Origin of the sequence: Microcoleus sp. Pol12B4 (assembly GCF_036701385.1) — a bacterium.
Classification (GTDB): domain Bacteria; phylum Cyanobacteriota; class Cyanobacteriia; order Cyanobacteriales; family Microcoleaceae; genus Microcoleus.
In genome coordinates this window covers 1-21,746 of record NZ_JAUBQR010000009.1, presented here as the reverse complement: position 1 = coordinate 21,746, position 21,746 = coordinate 1, and the positions used below count along the sequence as shown (strand labels likewise).

Annotated in this window: 8 protein-coding genes and 1 pseudogene; 5 read left to right on the top strand and 4 right to left on the bottom strand. The window is 44.5% G+C overall.

The annotated features are described in order from the left end of the window. Window positions 1-655 precede the first annotated feature (655 nt). From kaiC to QUA38_RS02650, 3 genes are all read right to left on the bottom strand, one after another. Window positions 656-2,218, bottom strand: coding sequence for a circadian clock protein KaiC (gene kaiC, locus QUA38_RS02660; RefSeq protein ID WP_333068315.1), 1,563 nt, complete (start codon window positions 2,216-2,218; stop codon window positions 656-658). A gap of 346 nt (window positions 2,219-2,564) precedes the next feature. Then, on the bottom strand, window positions 2,565-2,879 hold the full coding sequence (gene kaiB / locus QUA38_RS02655) for a circadian clock protein KaiB (protein ID WP_006632119.1): 315 nt from the start codon (window positions 2,877-2,879) through the stop codon (window positions 2,565-2,567). A gap of 188 nt (window positions 2,880-3,067) precedes the next feature. After that, window positions 3,068-4,000, bottom strand: a complete 933-nt coding sequence (locus QUA38_RS02650) for a circadian clock protein KaiA (RefSeq protein WP_333158954.1) — start codon at window positions 3,998-4,000, stop codon at window positions 3,068-3,070. Between the two features lie 396 nt (window positions 4,001-4,396). Between QUA38_RS02650 and QUA38_RS02645 the strand changes: the two genes are divergently transcribed. After that, entirely contained in the window at window positions 4,397-7,654 is a 3,258-nt protein-coding gene (locus tag QUA38_RS02645; RefSeq protein WP_333158952.1) for an ATP-binding protein, read from the top strand. 359 nt (window positions 7,655-8,013) lie between these two features. Next, entirely contained in the window at window positions 8,014-8,886 is an 873-nt protein-coding gene (locus QUA38_RS02640; RefSeq protein WP_445305023.1) for a tetratricopeptide repeat protein, read from the top strand. 156 nt (window positions 8,887-9,042) lie between these two features. On the opposite strand, the gene QUA38_RS02635 is transcribed toward QUA38_RS02640, so the two are convergent. Continuing rightward, window positions 9,043-12,663 (bottom strand): WD40 domain-containing protein, encoded by a 3,621-nt coding sequence (locus QUA38_RS02635; protein WP_333158948.1) that lies wholly within the window; start codon window positions 12,661-12,663, stop codon window positions 9,043-9,045. Window positions 12,664-13,045: 382 nt separating this feature from the next. Here QUA38_RS02635 and QUA38_RS02630 point away from each other — a divergent pair, with 382 nt between their 5' ends. The 3 genes and pseudogenes from QUA38_RS02630 to QUA38_RS02620 all read left to right on the top strand — a co-directional run. Then, complete coding sequence (locus QUA38_RS02630; RefSeq protein ID WP_333158946.1) at window positions 13,046-20,302, top strand: S8 family serine peptidase; 7,257 nt, start codon at window positions 13,046-13,048, stop codon at window positions 20,300-20,302. A gap of 82 nt (window positions 20,303-20,384) precedes the next feature. Continuing rightward, window positions 20,385-21,134 carry a peptidylprolyl isomerase gene (locus QUA38_RS02625; protein ID WP_333158944.1) on the top strand — a complete coding sequence of 250 codons (750 nt, stop codon included), beginning with the start codon at window positions 20,385-20,387 and terminating at the stop codon, window positions 21,132-21,134. Window positions 21,135-21,310: 176 nt separating this feature from the next. Continuing rightward, window positions 21,311-21,746 (top strand): annotated as a pseudogene (locus tag QUA38_RS02620) (transposase); the annotation flags it as partial.

The following is a 21,746-nucleotide window of genomic DNA, read 5'->3' as shown; positions in this document are numbered from 1 at the left end:
CTGAGGTTGATCATACAGCAAGTATTGGCTTTCCAAGCACAATTCAAGAGATTTGCGATCGCCACGGTATTGGATTTGGCCCTAGGTATGGTGGCTGTGTAAAAAATATAGGTATTCGACCTCATTCCTTAACTTAATATAGGGAAATATCTGCATTTTTGAGCAAGCTATCGAAATCCATTTCATCTTGTGGAGCGAGGGAGAGGCTAATAGTGGTGATGAGGTGTAAGTAATGATGTTTGATAATAAAATAAATTTTAATATTTTAGTACAATAATTTCTCGTGGTTCCGCTAATGTGGGGGTAGTAGAGATAGGCAACACGAGGGACTAAAGTGCTAGGCTAGGAAGATTTGCTGGTATGTCCGAGAATGGGATATAGAGAGGATTTTATGATTTTTGAGATGTCATTGAAATATACAATTTAGAGGCTCAACAGCTTACCCCTAGATTTTTACCAAAACCTATTTAGTGAAATTGATATACCATAAGGCGCTGATGCAGAAGGCAATCAAAGCTCCTATTTCAGCAATTAAAAACCTCCTAAACATTGTCGCGGTTGCTATAAATTTTCACAAACTCCTCAAATTAAAAGTAGGTTGGGTTCCCTAGCTCAATCCAACCTACTTTTAACAACGATGAATTACTGCTAACTCTCAAATATCCTCATCGTCTTGACCTTGCACACCCTGGAGAATCCGCGATAGCTCACTCTTCTCATTAATCGTAATCCGAGTGGGAGAACCGCTGATAATCCGTTCGTAACCACGGAACGAATCTTTAATTTGTGGGCCTCTTTCAGTAATTGTGTATTCCCGAATTCCTTTGTCGTGCCAGGAACCGCGCATCTTAAACACATTAATTGCCCGCGACATTTCTCCTCGAATCTCTACATACTGCAGCATAATAATCGTGTCAGTAATTGTAGAAATATGGGAGTCCGTAATCGAATTAGAACCCATAAACTGGTCGCTTGTATTCGTAAAAAAGCCGGTTATTTCTTCCTGCTTCGCAAAACCTGTCACTCCGATCACAAATTGCCTGAAAGCATTATTGCTGACACCCCTAGCTAAAGCAGACAGCGAGTCTATAGCAATTCGAGAAGGTTTGAACTCCGCAATTTCTGATTTAATAGTCTGCAAGTGGTCTTCCAAACCGGCAGATTCCGGGTAAGTACACAGCAGCTTCAGCATTCCTTTCTGTTCCATTTCCTCAAAATCAATGCCCCAAGAATAAGCATTGCGGAACAACTGAGCCCGCGACTCTTCATAGGCAAACAGCAGCGCCCGATTGCCGTTCATACAAGCATTCTGCAAGAACTTGCTCACTAAGAGCGTTTTGCCGGTTCCCGTTGCACCCGTAGCTAAAATAATCGAGTCTTTGAAGAAGCCGCCGCCGCACATCTCATCTAGAGTTTTATCGCCCGAAGAAACCCGCACGTTGGAAGACTTTTGAGTTAATCGCATCGCCCCCAATGGGAAAATATTAATTCCGTCATTAGTCATAGTAAAAGGATATTCGCCCTTCATATGAGTTGTACCCCGCAACTTCAAAATTTCGATGGTGCGGCGGCGGCGTTCTCCTTCCAATACGTTGCGAACAATCACCACATTATCCGACACAAACTCTTCCACTCCAAACCGAGCCACCGGGCCGTATTCTTCCACCCGTTCCGTCGTCATAACTGTAGTTGCTCCGACTTGTTTGAGGCGCGCAACTAAGCGAAAAATTTCTCGGCGCACCACCGATGCAGCATCGTACTGCTGAAATACGGCGGTAACAGAATCTATTGAAACCCGCTTGGCTTTGTACTTGCGAATGGCGTACTGAATTCGCTCGATTAAGGCTGATAAATCAAAATTTCCTACGATATCTTGACCTTCTGGATCGGGGGAAGCATCCAAAATAAATAGCTTGCCTTCCTCGATTAACTGTGCCAGATCCCAACCGAAACTGCAAGCATTTTTAATAATATCTGTCGGAGATTCTTCAAAAGTTACGAAAACTCCAGCTTCGTCAAAATGGGTAATTCCGTTATACAGAAATTGTACGGCAAATAAAGTTTTTCCCGTTCCTGATGTGCCGCTGACTAGGGTGGTTCGCCCGAGTGGCATTCCGCCGTGACTGATGTCATCGAAACCCTCAATCATCGTGCGAATTTTTTCAACTCCTGCCGTTACCAATCCTTCTCGTTTAACCGTTTGACTAATTTCATTCATGTCGATTTTTGTCAACTCTCAGTATTCTTTAGTTGTCACTCATTAACCGCCGATCATGAGTCTTTGTACCCAGCTTTTAGTTTTGGCTCTTGCTCAATAACTAATTACTGCTGACTGCTGACTAATGACCCCGCCCAAAAACCGATACCGTGCCACGTACTCCTGTCGTGGAAGGAGAAAAATTTTAGACTTGTGTTCAACCTCCCAGATTCATCTGTTGAATAAATCTAAAATCTAAAATCGTTCGACGCTCGCACGACTCGACGCTTCGACTGAGCGCTCGCCGAACGTTTCACGCCAAACCGAAGTCTTAAATCTAAAATCGACTGACTCTCACCTGATTATCTTATGAATTCAGGTCTTCTTCGCGAAGTTCTTCATAGAGCAAATCTAATCCTATCAGAACTTTCTCACGATCGGACAAATCGCCAATAATTTTTCGCACCGGTGGTGGCAGGATTTTGGCCAGCGTCGGGGTTGCCAATATTTTGTCCTCTTCTGCTAGCTGAGGATTTTTGAGAACATCTATGACTTTCAGCGCGTAGACGCCTTGAAATTCTTGTTCTAGGATGTCCTTTAGGGTTTTCAAAGCTCGCACTGAGTTGGGAGTATTCCCCGCAACGTACAGCTTCAGAACGTAGGTTTTCTTCAGAGGACTCATGAACTTTTTTAAATGTTGAGTATTAGTTGTCAGATGTTAGTTGTAGTTGTTATTTGTCTTAAATCCGCTGTTCTTTGTTATTTTATAATAATTTCCGCCTCTCCCTCGCGCGACCGTTTGTCGGCTCCTTTATTTTTTGTTAGATTCTACCTTCTACCTTTTCTTTCTTAAATTATGCCGAATCCCTTCTACCTTCTACCTTGAGAGGTTTCTTTCGGAATCGATCGCCGATACATCTCGCACATATGAGCGATCGCGTCAATCAGAGTCAAGCGGTAATCGAGCAATATTTCCTCGTTGCGTCCTTCTATTTTTAGCTGTTTAGCAAACTCGTCCATCAATTCCATGTGAATTTCTACAATCTGAGTCACGGGAACGTCAGCAAAAAAAGCCAAATTCACAAATTCATCTATTTGATTGTTGACCGCAGTATCTTGAGAAAAATAATTCAAAACGATGTCGCGATAACTTGACTTGAGTTGCTCCAAAAACTTTTGTTTCTCTGGTCCCGACAGATTTCTCAAAAAAATCTGGGAATTTCTTTTATAATACACACCTAAGTATCCTAATCGCTCCCGTAATTTTTCCGCCAGCCGTCGCTGCTGTCGGCTGAGCAAACTTTGAGCCGTCAATTGGGCTGTCGCATCGACCGTTACGGATTGGTAATTGACAGGAACCGGAGTAGAAAGCTTCAGAAATTGTGCGATCGCCTGATCGATACCAGCAGCTATTTCGCCTGATCGAGCGATTGCCAGTTGCACCTCAGCAGGGTGATAAAAAAAAGCACAGCTTTCGTCTTGACTCTTGTTTGGGGTAATGGCTGCAGCCTCAAAACCCTCTGAATATTGTGCTTCGGGCCTGCAATCTTGCGGGTGAGGCGAAAAAATCACAGCAGGCAAAAAGATCGATCGTTCTTGCAGCTTGCCCAGAAGCGATCGCAGATCCCCATCCACCTCCAAAACCAAACAATCAAGGTGATAATTGTGCTTAAGGAACCCCAAAAGCTCCACTGCCGACTTAATGTGCGTTAAAGCATAGCGTTCGCCTCTCAAAAGCTCGATCGCAGAGGCTGCGATTTCCTCAGAGCGGACAAAAATACCGATAGACAGTTGAGGAAGCAAAGCTGTAGGTGCACCACCTAAGTTGCCTGAAAGTGCTGGCTCGCTCAGAGTTGATATCTCCTTTACAAAAAACTTAACATTTTAACAATCATCTCAATATTTATTTTAACCAATCTTAACCGCAAAATAAGTGATGCGCTTCTACCAAAGGAAGAATCAAAGTGTACTCTGTGGCTTTTGTGTCAAGCACCCTGAGCGTGATTTCTGCAATTAAGCTTAAGCCTTAAAATAATTGCTAGTCGCCTCAAATCAGGCGTAGGCATCGAACTCCCCGGTCTCGGTGCAGATATCGAGCCTGATAGCGAACTGATATAAAACAAATAAGATACAGAAATTCGCAGCTACATTGAGCATCAAAAATATTACTGCTCTCGCGAGCAGACTCTCAGGTTTGTTATGCCACTCACCACCCCCAGTCTCAAAAATTTTATCGAGCCAGTGCCGCTGTGCCACCAAACGGGTGCGCTAGAATCGCTGCAGTCAATTTTCAGATCCTGCAACTGCGATCGAGTCGCAGTAGTCAACGAACAGCTACAGCCGCTGGGATTAGTGTACCTCCGCAGCCTTTGGGCTTGGGGAGCCGATCGCACAAACGACGGGCAGCAACCTTTGTCAGAAAGCCCGATCGCGATCGAGCCAGTCAGGGCATTACCCGCCGCTATGAGCGTCAGGGAATTCTGGCAGTACCTGCAAACAGAGGAACAGAACACCCCAGCCGGGCCAAACTGCCAAACCGTCGGCATTTCCTCAAACACTCCGATCGCCCTCACAGATGCGAGTGGTCAATTTTTAGGAATGCTAGACAGCCTGAGCCTGCTGCAATTCGCCGCACTCAACAGCAGCTCGCTCTGCAGCCTCACAGAGCCGGCAACAGCCGTCAAAGAAATCGAATTAAAACCAATTTCCGAAGCCATCGCCACGGTCCTAGACGCTCAAGTGCGCTTTCTAGAAGCAGGATTGAAACCTTCGGAAAACCTGAACTCCCTAGTCCAACTGTTGGAAAAACTGCCCCTGCCCCTAAGATTGCAAACCCCCACCGCACAAATAGTCAGCCAAAACGCAGCGTGGCGGATTTTGCTGGGAGCAGGCCCCGAACCAGTTCCAGAACCAGCAGCAAATTTGGGTAAACACTCGCCCCGCAAACCAAGTCATTTAACAAGCGAATACAAGAGCGTGCAGTTAGAGGGCATCACCAAAGAATGCAGGAGCCTAGTAGGAGCAAGTAGATCGAGCGATTCCCTGCGGGATAGCTTCGCCGCGCGTGATTCAACAGCAGCCACCAGTTGCCCGCTGCCCCTGTACGCTGCCGCCTCCCCCTCAACATTAACCGCTCCAGCTTGGTGCCCCACCGCCGGCAAACCAGACACCTACATTTGCGAGTGCCCCGTACAAAAAGGTCAAGAACGGATCTGGCAATTTGTCAAACAGCCGCTCTCAGACAAGCTAATTTTAGTAATGGGCCAAGATGTCACTGAAGAACATTTAGTCGCCAAAGAACTAGCAGCGAAAAACGCAGATTTAATCCACCTCAACCGACTAAAAGACGAATTTTTATCATGCATCAGCCACGAACTAAAAACCCCGCTCACCGCCGTGCTAGGTTTGTCAAGCCTCCTCAAAGATAAATTGATCGGAGAACTCAACGACCGCCAAACACGCTACGCCAAACTAATTCATAAAAGCGGGCGGCATTTGATGACAATAGTTAACGATATATTAGACTTGACTCGGATGGAAACCGGGCAGCTAGAACTAATTCCCGAAGCAGTCGAAATAGCATCAACCTGCCAAAGAGCCTTTGAACAAGCAAAACAACTGCAACAGCAAGAAGAAAAAAACCCTCCTGCCCCGAGCAAAACTGACGGTACATCAAACGTAGAACCATCCGCCCAAATAGAGTTTACACTCGAAATAGAAGCGGGACTGAGCCACTTAATTGCCGACGAACTGCGGCTGCGGCAAATGTTGGTTAACCTCCTTTCCAATGCCCTAAAATTCACCGAGATCGGCGGCAAAATCGGATTGAAAGTGAATGTTTGGGAAGGCTGGATCGCATTCACAGTTTCGGACACTGGCATCGGCATCCCGGCCGACAAACAGCACCTAATCTTTCAGAAATTCCAACAGCTAGAAAGCCCCCTCACTAGGCGCTTTCAAGGAACCGGACTGGGACTGGTACTGACTCAACGCCTAGCTCGGCTCCACGGCGGAGACGTTTCGTTTATTTCCTCAGAAAACCAAGGCTCTCAATTTACCCTGTTGCTGCCACCAAATCCTCCGGGAAATAGCAGCGAAGAAGTCGCGACACCTGGAGCCGCCGAGGAAGAATTATTAAAACCCCAATATCCGACTCTGATCGCCAATTCTCGCTCTCGTTTAGTATTAATAGTCGAAGCAGTTCCCAAATATATCGAAGATTTAACCAACGTCATCTCAGGTTTGGGCTACCAAGTAATAGTCGCCCGTTCCGGCACCGAAGCGCTGGAAAAAGCTCGCAGGTTCAGTCCAGAAGCGATTTTCCTGAACCCGCTGCTGCCGCTGCTGTCGGGTTGGGACGTGCTGACGCTGCTCAAGAGTGACCCGGATACCCGATCGATTCCGGCGATCATCACGGCCACCAGAGGCGAAAAAGAACGGGCCAGTGTCAACAGAGCCGAAGGCTTTTTGAGCTTGCCGGTGGAAGAACCCGCTTTGCGGCGGCTGCTGGCAGACTTGATAGGTCACAGTAATGCTAGTAGCGCCAAAGTAAGGAGTTCTTTAACTGTGTTGTGGCTCAGCCCGCAAAACGGTTCCTCTCAAGGTTCCGCTTTACTGCTTAACCCCAACTACTGCCGGGTTTTAGAAGCAGACGACCTCGGCCAAGCAGAACTCGTGGCCAGAATTTGGCGGCCCGATGCGATCGTCTTAGACGGTACAAGTCAACTGGAAAACCCCTTAGCTTTTATCGAACAGTTAAGTCGGTCTCGAAATTTGGGTTCTCTCCCCTTGGTGACTTTAGATCCTCCAACGACGCAACTGGCAAATCAAGTCAAAGGATTGTCGGTATTTCCCTGTTTAGCCACTAGCAGTCCCGACGACAGTGAAACTTCACCAACCGGGTTAATGCCAAGTGCTTTGTGGCAAGTAATTCAAGTTGCTGCGGGCATGAGTTGGAAGCCCAGCATTTTATTTGCCGACATTTCGACTTTACCCGATTTGCACCGAACTGCTGGGGGGAACCCGACGGAAGAATTGCAACATTGCGCTCGATCGACAAATGCCGAGATTCCCCTGCCCAATTCCCAGTTTTATACTCCCAACTTTCAAGCTTTGATTCAGTACATCCACACCGCAGGATTTCGAGGGTCGATCGCTCAGAGCTGGACAGAAGTTTTGCAGCAGTTGCAATATCAAAGCGTTGACTTAGTTTTGCTGTGCTTGCGAGATGCCCCCTCAGAATCCCCCGCTATGTTGCAGGCGCTATCGAACCTGCGCCAAATGACAGTAAAACTGCCTATTTTAGTCTGGGATTATCGATCTGCTGTAAATTCGGAATCCGAGGCGATCGACTTTCTACTGCAAGAAGTATCTGCTAAAATTTTGCCTTCTTCCTTATCAGCAGCACAATTGTTAGACAAAATTCAACAGAGTTTATTAACGCATTCAAGTTCCTGAAAATGAAGAAGCTACCAGGTTTTTAGTGAGTAATTTACTACTTCTATCTAAATCTGTAAATACCACTATTATTTCTGAGTAAAAACAGAGTTGGGTAATTCTTTAAAGGAAAACATTGAAGGGTTATTTATTAACTCATTAAGTTTTTAATAACTCATAATTTTGCCTATTTGTAGTGAGGCGATCAGTCGTCTATAAAACAGTGAAGAAAAACGACTACCCTGAGTGTAAATATAATTTGAGAAGTATTTAAATGAAAACCCAGAAGTGTTGCGAGTCAAGAAGCAATATCAAAACTCAAAAATATGAGTTATTATAGGCGATCGAGAAACCCTTATATTTTTTTCTGGGGCTGTACAGTGCCTAATCGCATTCCTTTAATATCTTTGCTACTCGCACTCGGTTTGTGGACAATGCCCGAGCCTGCTGTCGCACAGGCACTCCTGCCTTACACCCTGCAAATCGACTCTGCCCAACTTGAACAAACAGCCTTGAGCCTTGCAGAAGAAGCTGTCCAGCTAGCTAGGCTGCAGCAGTACCAACTCGCCGTACCTAGAGCCGAACTCGCCACACAGTTAGCCCCCAAGAATGCTCAAACTTGGACTTTGTTAGGTAGCTTGTACCTTCAAGTCGAGCAGTTTGACAAAGGCATTGAAGCTTTGGGGCAAGCTCAATCTCTGTCGCCAGAAAATCCCTCAATTAAATTTGTCTTGGGAGAAGCTCACTTTCGGAAAGCGAACTACGAGAAAGCAGTCGAATATTTGCAAGCAGGGTTAAAGTTAAAACCAGACACTCCAGGTGCATTATTTGATTTAGGCAATGCTTTTTATAAGTTGAAGCGGTTCGATCAGGCGATCGCCCAATATGAAAAAGCCTTTGCTTTAGAAAAAAACCTGTGGCCGGCTATTAACAATATCGGATTAGTCAAATACGAAATGGGAGATATTGATAGCGCGATCAAACGCTGGCAAGAAGCGATCGTGATCGACGATAAAGCAGCCGAATCAATGCTAGCTCTAGCAGTAGCATTGTACACAAAAGGTGACAAAGAAAAAGGCTTAGCGATGGGAGAAGCAGCTCTCAAACTTGACAAACGCTATGCTACCGTAGAATATCTCAAAGAAAACCTCTGGGGCGATCGTTTAATCGCAGATACCCAAAAGTTGCTAGCCACTCCTGAAATGAAAGCAGCACTGGCTAAAATTCAAGACGCCCCACCCCCTCCAATGTAGCCACCCGCTCCCAAATCCGGTTTTAATATCATCACTAACCCTCCGTCATTGCGAGGAAGGAAGCAATCGCTTAGTCTCTGCAATTGCTTCCTTCCTTGCAATGACAAATAATACAAAAAAAAGGGGTAGTAAACCCGGATTTGGTATAAGTCGCGATCAACTTACTTCAACTGCCCCCAGTGTTTTGAGCGTCGCAATAGTCGCCTCAGTTAAACCTTTAACACCTGTCATTTTCATGCCTTCATAAGGTTTGGGAACTGGTAAGGTTTTGATGCACTTAGCCGTCACTGCATCCCAAAGCTTAATCGTCTCATCTTGGCTACTACTAGCAAGGGTCTGACCATCTGGACTAAAAGCAACTGACCATACCCAATGGTTATGTCCTTCGAGAACTTGCAAACATCTACCCGTGCTAACATCCCAAACTCGTATAGTTTGGTCATGACCGCCACTCGCCAAGTATGTACTATCAGGACTGAAAATTACAGATGACACAATATCCCCATGTCCCTCCAGAGTGGTCAGACATTGTCCGGTATTGATATCCCAAAAGTTGATGCTACCGTCACTGTTGCTGCTTGCGAGGATATTACCGTCAGGATTAAAGGCAACACACCAAACCCAACTGCTATTGCCCATCAAAGTTCTTAAGACTTTCCCTGTACTGATATCCCATAACTTCACCGTATTATCGGTACTCGCAGAAGCCAGGATATTACCTGAAGGACTAAAAGTAACTCCCATCACCCAACTCTGATGCTCAGTAAAACTATAAAGACATTGCCCTGTGCTAATATCCCATAGTTTGATAGTCTGATCGGCACTGAAACTTGCCAATATCTTACCGTCGGGACTGATGGTGGCTCCCCAAACCCAAGCAGAATGACCCTCTAAGCTTTTTAGGCATTCTCCGGTCATAGCATCCCATAACCTAACAGTAGTGTCAGAGAATCCACTCGCCAACAAGTCCCCATTCGGACTAAAGGCAATCGATTTCAATCGATTAGTATGTCCATCCTGTATGCTTTTAATACATTTCCCCGTTTTGATATTCCATAATCTCACGGCGCGATCGCTACTAGCTAAAGTTTGGCCATCTGGCGAGAAAACTACCGAATTTACTGGATTGCTTTGCCCCAATACTGTTTTCAGACAATGACCTGTTTTAACCTCCCAGAGTCTCACCGTACAGTCTTCACCAGTGCTAGCTAAAGTTTTGCCATCAGGATTAAACGCGACGGCTGAAACCCGACTGGTGTGTTTTTGCAGCGTTTTTAGACACTTACCCGATATTACCTCCCACAATCTCACCGTGCTGTCTTCGCTGCAACTTGCTAAAATCTGACCATCTGGACTAAAGGCAACACACACCACCATTTGTGAATGTCCAGAGCAAATCCTCAAGACTTCACCCGTGTTAATATCCCACAGGGCGATCGAAGCATCAGCACCGCCACAGGCTACAGTTTTACCATCCGGACTGAAAGTAACCGATAGAATTTGACCACATTCACTCTCAAACATTTTCAGGCATTGTCCCGTAGCAACATCCCAAAGTTTAAGTATTCCGTCATCACCGCCACTAACTAAAATATTACCTTGAGGACTAAATGCGATCGACCAAGCCTGATTTTTGTGTGCTTGCAAAGTTAGCAAGCATCGTCCATGACTCCAATCCCAGAAACGCACAGTTCCATCACCGATGCTGCTAGCAAGCATCTTGCCCTCAGGACTAAAAGCCACTCCCAGCACAGGGCTAGTATTTCCCTGCAATATTTGACGGATAGACCAACTGCTAACATCCCAGCAACGAATCGTCCCGTTACTACGGCCAGTAGCAAGAGTTTTCCCATCCGGACTAAAAGCGACTGATAACACGATGCTGCCGTATTCTTTGCTAGTTCTCAGCAGCCTAACTTCTGGCATTTGCCACAAGTGAATCTCACCATTTGTATCGCCCATTGCTAAAAATTGTCCATCCGGGCTAAAAGCGATTGACAAACCGCTTCCCAGAACTTCAGTGAAAACGGAATTAGCTAAATTAGCCCCAGCAAAGTTTACCTGATGCAAATTCGTATCGGGTAAATAAGCTTGCCAAACAGTCAAATTAGAAAAATCCCAACCGCTTAAATCTGCCTGCATCTGACGCAATAAATTTATAATATTACCCGCAGCATAGCCAGTTTCTATTGTTGGTTTACCGCGCAGCGATGCTAGAATTGGTTTGAGTTGGCTCTCGAGAAGTTGCTGACGTTCAAAAGTAAAAAGCAGTCGTTCGGCAATAGGTTTAAGGATAAGACGAGCTTGCGTATCTCTAAGGTATTCTTTAGCTGTAGCTTTGAGAAGAGCATGGCTTCTGAGAAGGTCAATTTCGCTGCTGGTTATCTCAGTGCAGACTTTTTCGATTAATCGTTCCGTCATGTATTCCATGACGACGGGTTGTTGAGTATAGCCGTCTGAGGTTTTTTGGATGAGAGAACGTCTAACGAGAGAACCTAAAACCTCTAGTAATTCTTTGACAGTTAATTTTGAAACTAAATCTTGTTGTAATTCTGTCAGCGAGACTAGCTCCCGCTCGATCGCCAGCCAGTACATCACCTTTTTTTCTAGATCTGATAAACGATTGAATTGTCGGTCTAATAGGTTCCGAATATCATCAAATACTAAAGTTCCTTGATTTAAAAGTTCTAAAAATCTGGTCAGGCTACTATCAAAAAAATCATGGATGGCTGGAGCAACCATTTTTAAGGCTAACGGATTTCCAGCATAGTGGGATATCAAAATATCCCATTCGCAGTCTGCTCCTTGAAAAAAAGCAATACCTTGGACAATTTCCTGTGCTTCTGGGGTTGTTAAACCTGTCAGTTGTAATGAACGAACTGGCAAATTTTTACCTTCTTTAGCGGCTAAACCGATCGGTTTTTCTCGACTGGTTAGTAGCAAAATACTTTTATGGTTAATTTCGGCTACGCATCGCAGAAGTTTATCGTAGCCTTCATATCCCTGTCGATAACAACCCGTGCGTTCTTCTTCCTGTAGAATTGACTCGAAGTTATCTAATATTAAAAGACACCGATGCTGTCGCAGATAGTGCATCAGGCGCGAGATTCCAGCATCCACAGTTTCCGGTAAATTTGTTTCCTGTTGGTTCGAGAGAAATTGAATCAGTTCTGCCAACAAGTCGAGGAGCGATGGAGCATTGCAGAGACTGTGCCAGATAATATAATCAAATTGCTCTTGGACGCGTTCTGCTACCTTGATAGAGAGAGAGGTTTTACCAATGCCACCCATCCCCAACAGTGTCACTAGGCGGCAGCGATCGCCGATAAGCCACTGTTCTAATAAAGCTAATTCCTGTGCACGTCCGTAGAAAATAGAAACATCAATTGCCTCTCCCCAATTAATACTTTTGTTGAGTTTGGTTACATGAGTTGCAACTCGATCGGCGATCGCACCACTCCAATGGATTTGTTTGTTTATATTGTGACTAATTTGGCTATTTGGTAGTGCGACAGTTACTTGTGCCTGTTGCGCTTTCCGTCGCATAACTGACTGAACATTACTCTTGGTGACTTTTTCTCCGAATAGCCGACTGAGAACTTGCCATAATTGAAAGCCAACAAACTTAATGTATTCGGCATCATAACCCGCGCTTTTGGCAATCTGTGGATAAGAGTGTCCTTCCCAAGTCTGTCGCAATACCAGTATGTGAATATCGTTGAGATGCTCTTGTTTGAGAAGTGAGTCGAGGAAAAGCAGTGCTTCTTCAATAGTCATTTATCTAAAATTATCCGGTTTGTTAGCGCAAGGGTCATGGTTCTTGTCCCCAATTGCAGGCGTTTAGACCATTATACTTAAAAACTCGGTAGAGTTTGGAGCCACGATATAACTATTTATAACTTTTACTCACAGACACGATCGGCGCATCAGTGTTATTACTGAATCGAGGCAAATTTAACCAGTGAATTGCAATATTAAAAGTAATAGCTATCAAAAGTGTGCATATCTAATGAAGTTTCATTATCAGGTAGTAATGGGCATTGCAAGAGCTGCTTAATTTTATTGCAATGCTTCTTAAAAAATTACTTCTTGAAAGTCAGGCAAGGATAAATTCACTAAAACCACCCATTCAACGCAGATAAATCAGAGGGTATCTACCGTGAGCGACTTAATTAATTACAATGCTACACTTAACTTTAACAAGGAAAAAAGCAATCTAGATGCAGTAATAGGCTCGACAAATGCACTCGTACCAGCATCAGATAAAATAAACAATGTAAACTCTGTTAACAATTCATTTATTGCTAACGATTCATCCACTACAAAAGATATATTGCCAAGTATTTTAGACTTAAAAAATGAGGAAATCAATAATGTAATCTTGCCCGACTCTAGCACCACCCAAACAAGTATTTTTTCAAATGATTTAAAATCTAAATCGAGTACATCCGATACAGGAATCGATACCCTAACAGGCTTAAAAGTAAACGAAGCGGTAATAGATAATTCAAAACCGGACTCATTAACGAATCCTTCTGCTCCTCAAAGCGAAACACTTAACAATACGGAACAGCCAAAAGAAAACGTTACGCCAGCAACAAGTCAATCTAAGACGCCAGACACTTCCATTACTTCAACTGAAAATAAAACGATCGCACCAGCGATTGAGAAATCATCAGTTTCCATTGAGGAAACTTCCCCTGTCACAGATAAAGCAGCGGTAACTTCTGAGAGTGAAGATCAAGCGATCGCACCGCTTGACAATGGATCAAGCACACCAGTATCGTCAGAAAAGCCAGTGGTGACAACCGAGTCTTCATCCAGTGTCACGGGGGATGCAGGAGCGATCGTATCCGATACTTCTACTCCCAAAAATCCAGATTCAGGAGTAGTAACTAATAATAATTCAGTCGCGATCGCATCTGAAGTATCAAAATCAGATACTCCCGTTGTCACTACATCTCAAAACTTTACATTTAACATGGGGGTATTTAAAGTTGGTGAAACTGGCAATGTTGGGATTGATTACCTGTTTGACGGAGGTGGATATGAGGGAGAGTTAGGGATTTTTAATCTAGAGGGGATGGAGAAATTAGCTCAAAACTCCGATGCTTTTATTACTGAGGCTGCACGCAGAGCGGTAAGTAATTCTAATTTGGGTTATGTCGTCATTAACGACGCTAATGAAGGAGCCAGATTTAATGGCGACCTCCCTGACGACATCAACCGTAATCAAGGCGAGTATAAAGGCGTTAAAACCTTGACAATGCTTCCAGGGGATACGTTTGCTTTCATCTTAGTCCCTAACGGAGCTAACTTACAGCAAGTTGCAAACAAGTCTGCAACAGGTGATGACGCACGGCCTTTATTTTCCCTGCCAATGGCTAACCCAAATGGTAGCTTTATGACTGGGCAAATTGCCGATGTCACGGGTATAGGAAATACCTTTGTCATGGAAGATTTGCGGGTAGACAAGCCAGGTACAGATAGCGACTACAATGACATTATCTTCCAGGTGCGGGGTGCGACGGGGAGCGCAGTCAGTATAGATAGCGTCATCAATCCAAAGAAAGAGTGGCGTTCAACTAACTTGGGGAAAGCCTTGACTGAGTATGCTAAAGCTTACGTAACACCGGAGAATCCCAAAGTCGGGGAGTTGGTCACAGATGAGTTGTATGATAGCGTTTTTGGCAATACAGATAACGAGGTAGATAACGCTAGCAAAACAGGAGCGATCGCCTCTGAAGTATCAAAATCAGACACCCCTGTTGTCACTGCACCTGCAACATCCGATCCTGCTAAAACTGAAACTGACGTAACTTCTACCAACTCCGATGAGTTCGCACCTGCGATCGAGAAACCCTCAGTTTCCGTTGAGGAAACTTCCCCAGTCCCAGATAAAGCAGCGGTAACTTCTGAGAGTGAAGATCCAGCGATCGCACCGCTTGACACTGGATCGATCGCACCAGTATCGTCAGAACAGCCAGTTGTGACAACCGAGTCTTCATCTAGCGTCACTGGGGATGCAGGAGCGATCGTCTCCGATACTCCCAAAACTTCCGGTTCAGCAGTAGTAACGGATAATAATTCAGTCGCGATCGCGTCTGAAGTATCAAAATCAGATACCCCCGTCGTCACTCCAGCCGCCGCAACATCCGATCCTGCTAAAACGGAAACTGATGTAACTTCTACCAACTCCGATGAGCTCACGTCCACAACCCAAAATAATAATTCAGCTTCTAATACCCCGCCACCTGTAGTGGAGACTGTTGGAAATGAGGGTGAGGAGATAGGAGCGATCGCCCCTTCAACTCAAGACAATAACTCGACATCCACCACACAGCCAACTTTAGGGGAAACTGCGGCAAGTGAAGGTGAGGTGACAGCAGCGATCGCGCCCACTTCAGCAGACAGTAATTCAGGCTCCATCCCACAACCAACCGTGGTAGAAAATTCAGCTAGTAATGATGAGGGAAAAGGGCCGATCGCCTCCCCCGTACAAGTAACAATTACAGAGTCAGTTGTTACACCCCAAACCGTCGTTAACGAGTGGCTAGAACAAGCAAACTCCCAAATGACCAAATTAGAAGCAAGTGGAGAGCAAGAGTTACAAAGTCTTCAAAATGAAATGAGCGATGCGGGGAACTCTATCTACAATCAAGTTCCCGATATCGGGAGCAATCTATCTAGTAATGGAAACTACATGAATGCTTGGGTAGATTATCTAGGCAATCAAATTTCCAGCAGTGGAGATTATATGAATGCTTGGACGAACTATTTACAAGGAGAAATCTCTTCTATCGATAGCTCCACATACAACCAAGCTTGGGATATCTGGCAAAATCTCTCCAGCAACACGGACTACATAAATGCCTGGGATAACTACCTCAACAATGAAATATCGGGTAGCGGACAGTATATGTACGACTGGGCAGCATACACGGCAAATGAAATCAATCGCGTTTCCGACTGGATGTATGGATGGACGAACCATAACTGGAACGAGATCGTCAGGATTGAAAACTGGATGATCGATCGTACCAACCATGTTGTAGATGAATTTAATCAATATGGTGTAGGAGATGCAGCATGGAACGAGTATGATGCCCTCAGCAACTACAGCGACTCTCTAGTGAATAATGCTGTAATCGATTATAACAACAATGCCACGGACAGAAATACAAGCTTAAATAATGCTTCCGGCAGCTACCGGGCGTGGAATGACTATCGAGTTGAAGTTGTGGACAATGCTTGGAGTGAGTATAACAGCTTTGATTCCTACACGGATGCCGTTATCAGCAATGCTTGGAACGACTACCGCGATTTGGATAACTACCGAGTTGGGATGATAAATGATGCTTGGAGTCAATATAACAGCATGAATGATTATCAAACTGGGGTAATCAACGATGCTTGGAATCAATACTACGCTCTGGATAACTATACTGATGCTGTTATGGCGGATGCTTGGACTCATTATCAAGAGCAAGACAGCACTCGCCAACAGGTTATGAGTGATGCTTGGAATCAGTATAGCGCAATTACTAATTCTTGGAATGATTCAGTTGACGATACTCAAGCTCAAATTGATGTTTGGGCAAAAATCGCCACCTCTGAAAGTCGTTGGTACAACACCCCCGATAATGCAAAATCTGGTTTGCCACTCATTGGCGTTATTGACACGGGTTTTAGTGCCGAAAATCCAGACATTGACTACTCGCGCATTACACTGGGTAAAGATTTAGTTGGTGGTGACGAAAACCCCTTGCTGGATTCTGGGGAATGGTGGCGAAACGATCACGGTACTAAAATCCTAGAGATTATTGGTGCGACTCGTAAAAACAACATTGGGATTGATGGCATCAATGATAAGTCACCGATTTGGCTAGGAGGTGCTGTTGATTCAAACGATTGGGCACAGTCATTGATTGAGTTTGTTGATACTGCCAAAGCATCAAGACAACCAAATTCTGTAGTTAACCTCAGCTTCGACCTGACTCAGACTTTACCTGATGGTATTGTTGTCACGCGCCACGAATTGACTGCTTTAGAAAGAGCGGCTCTAACTTATGCCCAGCAGAATAATGTGTTAGTTGTTGCCGCAACAGGAAATCAGAACGATCTCATGTCTGCTCTAAGTCAAGCAACTAAAGAGTTTGACAATATTCTGGTCGCGGGTGCTGCTGAAGGTTGGCAACGGGCAGATTATTCCAGCTATGGGGAAATTGATTATTCCAACTACGGCAAGGGTGTTGACATCTTGGCACAGGGAACTGCTAGTAATGGTGCTGTTGGTTCATCGGTAGCAGCAGCTAAAGTTACAGGTGCAGCATCTCTAATTTGGGCTGCGAACCCCAATTTGAACTACACCCAAGTGATGGATATTCTTCGCCTCACGGCGACTGACTTGGATACGCCAGGTTGGGATACTAAAACAGGTTTGGGGCTGCTAAATATTGCGGCGGGGGTGCATTTGGCGAAAGCAACTGAACCAGAAACCTACAAGCCTGCTAACTTTGATCTGTTTGAAAATACTCTGAGAACTTATGGCATCCCAGAAGCTTACTGGAAAGACTTCTACAACTTGTACTACTACTACGATCTGGAAGCCAAGATGACAGGTACAGTTTGGAGTAGTACAGGGAGTAGTATTGCTACAGAACGAGCCGCTTGGAGTTTGGGAGGTGCTGTTGTAGGTGCAGGAATTGGTGCTGTTTTAGGCGATCCTGTAACAGGTGCAGTAGTTGGAGGATTGTTTGGAAATTCTGGCGGTTCAGGTGGTGGTAGTTCTTCCAACCCCTTCCCGCAGTGGGCAAGAGATTTGACAAACAGCACCTGGCGATCGCTTGACAGTGCGGTGACAGTTCTCGATAAAGTCGCCCAAGAGACTAGTCAAGCGATGCAAAATGCCGATGTTTATCTACAACAGCTCAATAGCAAGTTTGCATCGGAAACGTGGAATGCTGCTAACTACGTTCGAGAAAAACTTGATGATGGTTGGAATGCTATTGGTAGTGCTGCTACCTCAATAGACGGTGCAATTAGTAACGGCTGGAATAGTTTCGTAAATGCTGCTGATTATGTCACAAACACAGCCGCAGCAACCTGGAACGCCACTATAGCAACTGCCAATTCAGTGACGGGTTGGGTGACTGATGCTTGGAACGAAACTAACAATGCTGTCAATTCCGTGCAAAAGAGCTTGGAAAAAGGTTGGATTGCTATCAGTAAGGTAGCTGAAGAAGTAGGTAATCGCATTCCCAAGAGCATTGACGATCTTAAGAAACAGGGTAAAAACTTTAAGGAGTTTTTGGATAAAAATAACCCTGTCAAAAAATTAGCAGATGACCTCGCGGCCAAACTTAAAAGTTCCCTCGACGGCATAGACGTTGGTGCTGTCCTCGATGTCTTGAAGAAAATTCCAGTTGTCGGCACTGTTGTCAATGGCATAGAGGGATTGATTGCCCTGATTGGAGGAGATTGGAAACAGGTTGTCAAGAACGCTATCAATGGAGTGCTAGGTATAATACCCGGTGGCTCTGCTGTTCCAGATACGCTGGTCAATATCCTAGTAGATGTCGGCTGGGGAATTATCAACAAAGACTACAAGACAGCCTTGAAAGATATCCTCAAAGAGCTTGAGGTAAAAGATCAGCTAGCCAACACCTTTGTAGATGTTGCCTGGGCAATGAAAGATGGCGACTGGAAGGATGTTTTAAGTGCAGGATTGTCGGGTACAGGGTTTAATAATCCTGAGAAATTTGTTGATATTGCCTGGGCTATCAAAGATGGTGACTATAAAAAAGCTCTGAGTACGGGTTTATCAACCACTGGATTTCCCAAGGCCGACAAATTTGTAGACGTTGCCTGGGCTATCAAAGATGGCGACTACAAGCAAGCTTTGAGTGCTGGTTTAGAAACGGCTGGTTTGGACAATGCTGGAACATTTGTCGGGAATGTTTTTGATGCTATTACAGACGATTACTCGTTGCCAGGACAAAGTATAGATCCCGCAGCTATCCCGGAAAAACACAAGTTATACGAATATCTGGCTCGCGGTATTGCCTACGAAGATCCTGAAGTGTCTGCCCAGGAGGAGAATGCTTTCAAAGATGACAGTACGATGGGCAATAGACTCGCAGAAAACGAAGTGCTGAATTCTGGTTACAAAGTTGACAAAGTAATTTCCGATCCAAACACTGGATTCTATGCCGTTGGTCTCGTTTCAACAGATGGCAGTAAACCACCCGTTCTTGCCGTTCGCGGTACGGGAGGCAGCCCAACGGAACGGAAAGGCATCGCAACGTTAAAAGATGTTTTGGAAGATGCCAACCCTATTAGCATCGGTTACAGTCAATTCCAAGCGAATAAGAATGAGATCGAAGGTTGGTTAGCAACTCAAAATCAGCAAGGTCGCCGTCCTGATATTGTGGGTCACAGTTTAGGTGGTGCATTAGCTCAAACAATTGCGGCTGAATTTACAGATAAGGTGGGTCAAACTGTCACCTTTAATTCTCCCGGAATTGATGATTCGATCGCGCTTAAATTTGCCTTCAATGGAGGGAATCCAGAAAATGTAACCCACTACGTCGTATCTGGCGATATCGTCCAAATGGCTGGAGAAGCCTTCCTGCCCGGTCAAGCCGTTATTTCCTCGTACTCTAATCCTTTTGTCTGGGAAAAACACGGACTGGCTGTGCTGAATGGTGTGGAAATTAAGGGCGAACAAAAAGCATCTGGGGTTAAATTCTCTTCTCTTTCTGTTCTCGAATTGAGCAATCCTGCTTTCCAATACAAAGAGTTAGATTACACACTGTTCTTGGCCGCATTAGGACTGGTATCGCCCTATGTTTCAACCTCATTAAGTACCCGCGGAACTGCGGAAGCGAATCGAAAAGTAATCGGTGCTTTCTTAAACTCCAACTTCCAAACGATTCAAAGTTGGGTCGATGCTGCTTGGTCTATTAAAGATGGTGATTATCTCAAGGCACTTTCTACAGGCTTTGACGTTGCCAAGTTCCAAGATGGTAAAAATTGGATAGATATGGTGCAATCTGTCAAGGAGGGCGAATATCTCAAAGCACTCTCGACTGGCTTTGACGTTGCCAAGTTCCAAGATGGTAAGAACTGGGTAGACATGGCGTGGAGTTTGCAGCAAGGCGACTACCTAAAAGCGCTTTCTACAGGATTCAAAGTTGCTGGATTCCCGGAAGGCGAACATTTAGCCCAAGCTGCGGTTAACTTAAGAGAAGGTAAGTATTTGGATGCTTTCTTTGAAGGAATGTACATGATTCCCGGTGTCGAGGATTTAGTCAATGCTTTCAAAGCAGTAGGCGATGGCAATTTCAAAGGTGTCGCCAACTCCCTTGCCAAAGTGGCTGGCAATTCCACGTTGCTCAATTTGCTAGTTGGCTAGTATCGATGCGGGGCGGGTAAACTAGGGATAGTTGTAACCCGCCCTCACAATTGTAACCGCCCTCATTAACCAACATTTCCCAATGGACATCAACAATTTTTTATCGATAGACAGTGTAACTTTATCTTTAGAACAATCCCTTGACTATCTCCGCACGGCTGGTAAATTATCAACAGTTGTGTTAGAAATTGCCCAGCAGTATCTCTTAGAAAACGAAATAAAAGCTTTAGAAATTCCAGAACCGGAAGCCGATATCGTAGAACAATTTATCCTAGAATTTCGGTTGCAACAGCAATTAACTAGCCCTGAAAGTTTCCAAAAATGGTTATTGACAAATGGGATAAATTATGCGGTACTTAAACAGCAAGTGGTTTTTCGGATCAAACAAGAAAATCTCAAAGAAAAAGTCACAGCATTAAAAGTACAAAAACACTTTGTGCAAAATAAAGAAAATTTGGATCGGGTTGTCCTTTCGCGCATTGTCGTACAGCATCCAGAAATTGCTGAAGGTTTGAAAGCGCAACTGGAACAAGGTGCAGATTTTGTCCAATTAGCTAAACAATACTCCACCGTAGATGATGCTGTAGTAGGTGGCGTAATGGGGCCAGTTATTCGTGCTCAGATGCCAGAAATGGTTCGCAAGGCCACAGAAAATGCACAAGTTGGACAAATTATTGGCCCGCTTCAGATTGAGGGACGCTATTGTTTGTTGAAAGTCGAACAAGTGCTACCTGCTTCGTTAGAAGGCGCTTTAAAGCGAGATTTGGAAAATCTTCTGTTTGAGGAATGGTTAAAAGAGAAACTACAAAATATGAATGTCAAGTTGAATTAAATTATTTAATGTGACTTTGATTACATCAATACTCCGGACAGTTTTTAAATAGGGATGCTTACGCAATAAAGCACAGAAGCGAAAAAACAGAGTGCTATCTGAAGCCAAAATAAACAGAAAAAAAGGCACTCTTTTAGGTTAAGCTATAAAAACACACAAGCTCCACAGATTGCCTTATGAAGATTATTGAATCCATCTTACAACAAATGCCAGGAATTAGTCAACCCCAAAAGAAGTTTTTAATCACTTTATTCTCAACTATTTTGCTGGTCTATGGTAAGGTAAACTTCACGAATCTCAGTCGTTATAGTTATTTGAGCGAAAAAACCTACCGTCGTCACTTTCTCAAAAGCTTTAATTTTCCACAATTTAATCAATATTTCCTCGAATCTGCCTTAAATCCTGAACACACAGTCATTGCCGTTATCGATTGTTCTTTTTTAAGAAAAAGTGGCAACAAAACTGACGGTAAGGGTTATTTTTATAATGGTGTAGCGGGAAAATCGGAACAGGGGTTGGAAATTTCTGTGATTTCTATTGTCGAAATTGAGAGTCGTTTATCTTATAGCTTAAGCGTACAACAAACTCCATCACGCCCTCAAATAAAGTCGG

Coding starts and splice junctions, on each gene's coding strand:
- kaiC (WP_333068315.1), bottom strand. CDS start 2,218: ATGAATGAAATTAGTCAAACGGTTAAACGAGAAGGATTGGTAACGGCA.
- kaiB (WP_006632119.1), bottom strand. CDS start 2,879: ATGAGTCCTCTGAAGAAAACCTACGTTCTGAAGCTGTACGTTGCGGGG.
- QUA38_RS02645 (WP_333158952.1), top strand. CDS start 4,397: ATGCCACTCACCACCCCCAGTCTCAAAAATTTTATCGAGCCAGTGCCG.
- QUA38_RS02635 (WP_333158948.1), bottom strand. CDS start 12,663: ATGACTATTGAAGAAGCACTGCTTTTCCTCGACTCACTTCTCAAACAA.
- QUA38_RS02625 (WP_333158944.1), top strand. CDS start 20,385: ATGGACATCAACAATTTTTTATCGATAGACAGTGTAACTTTATCTTTA.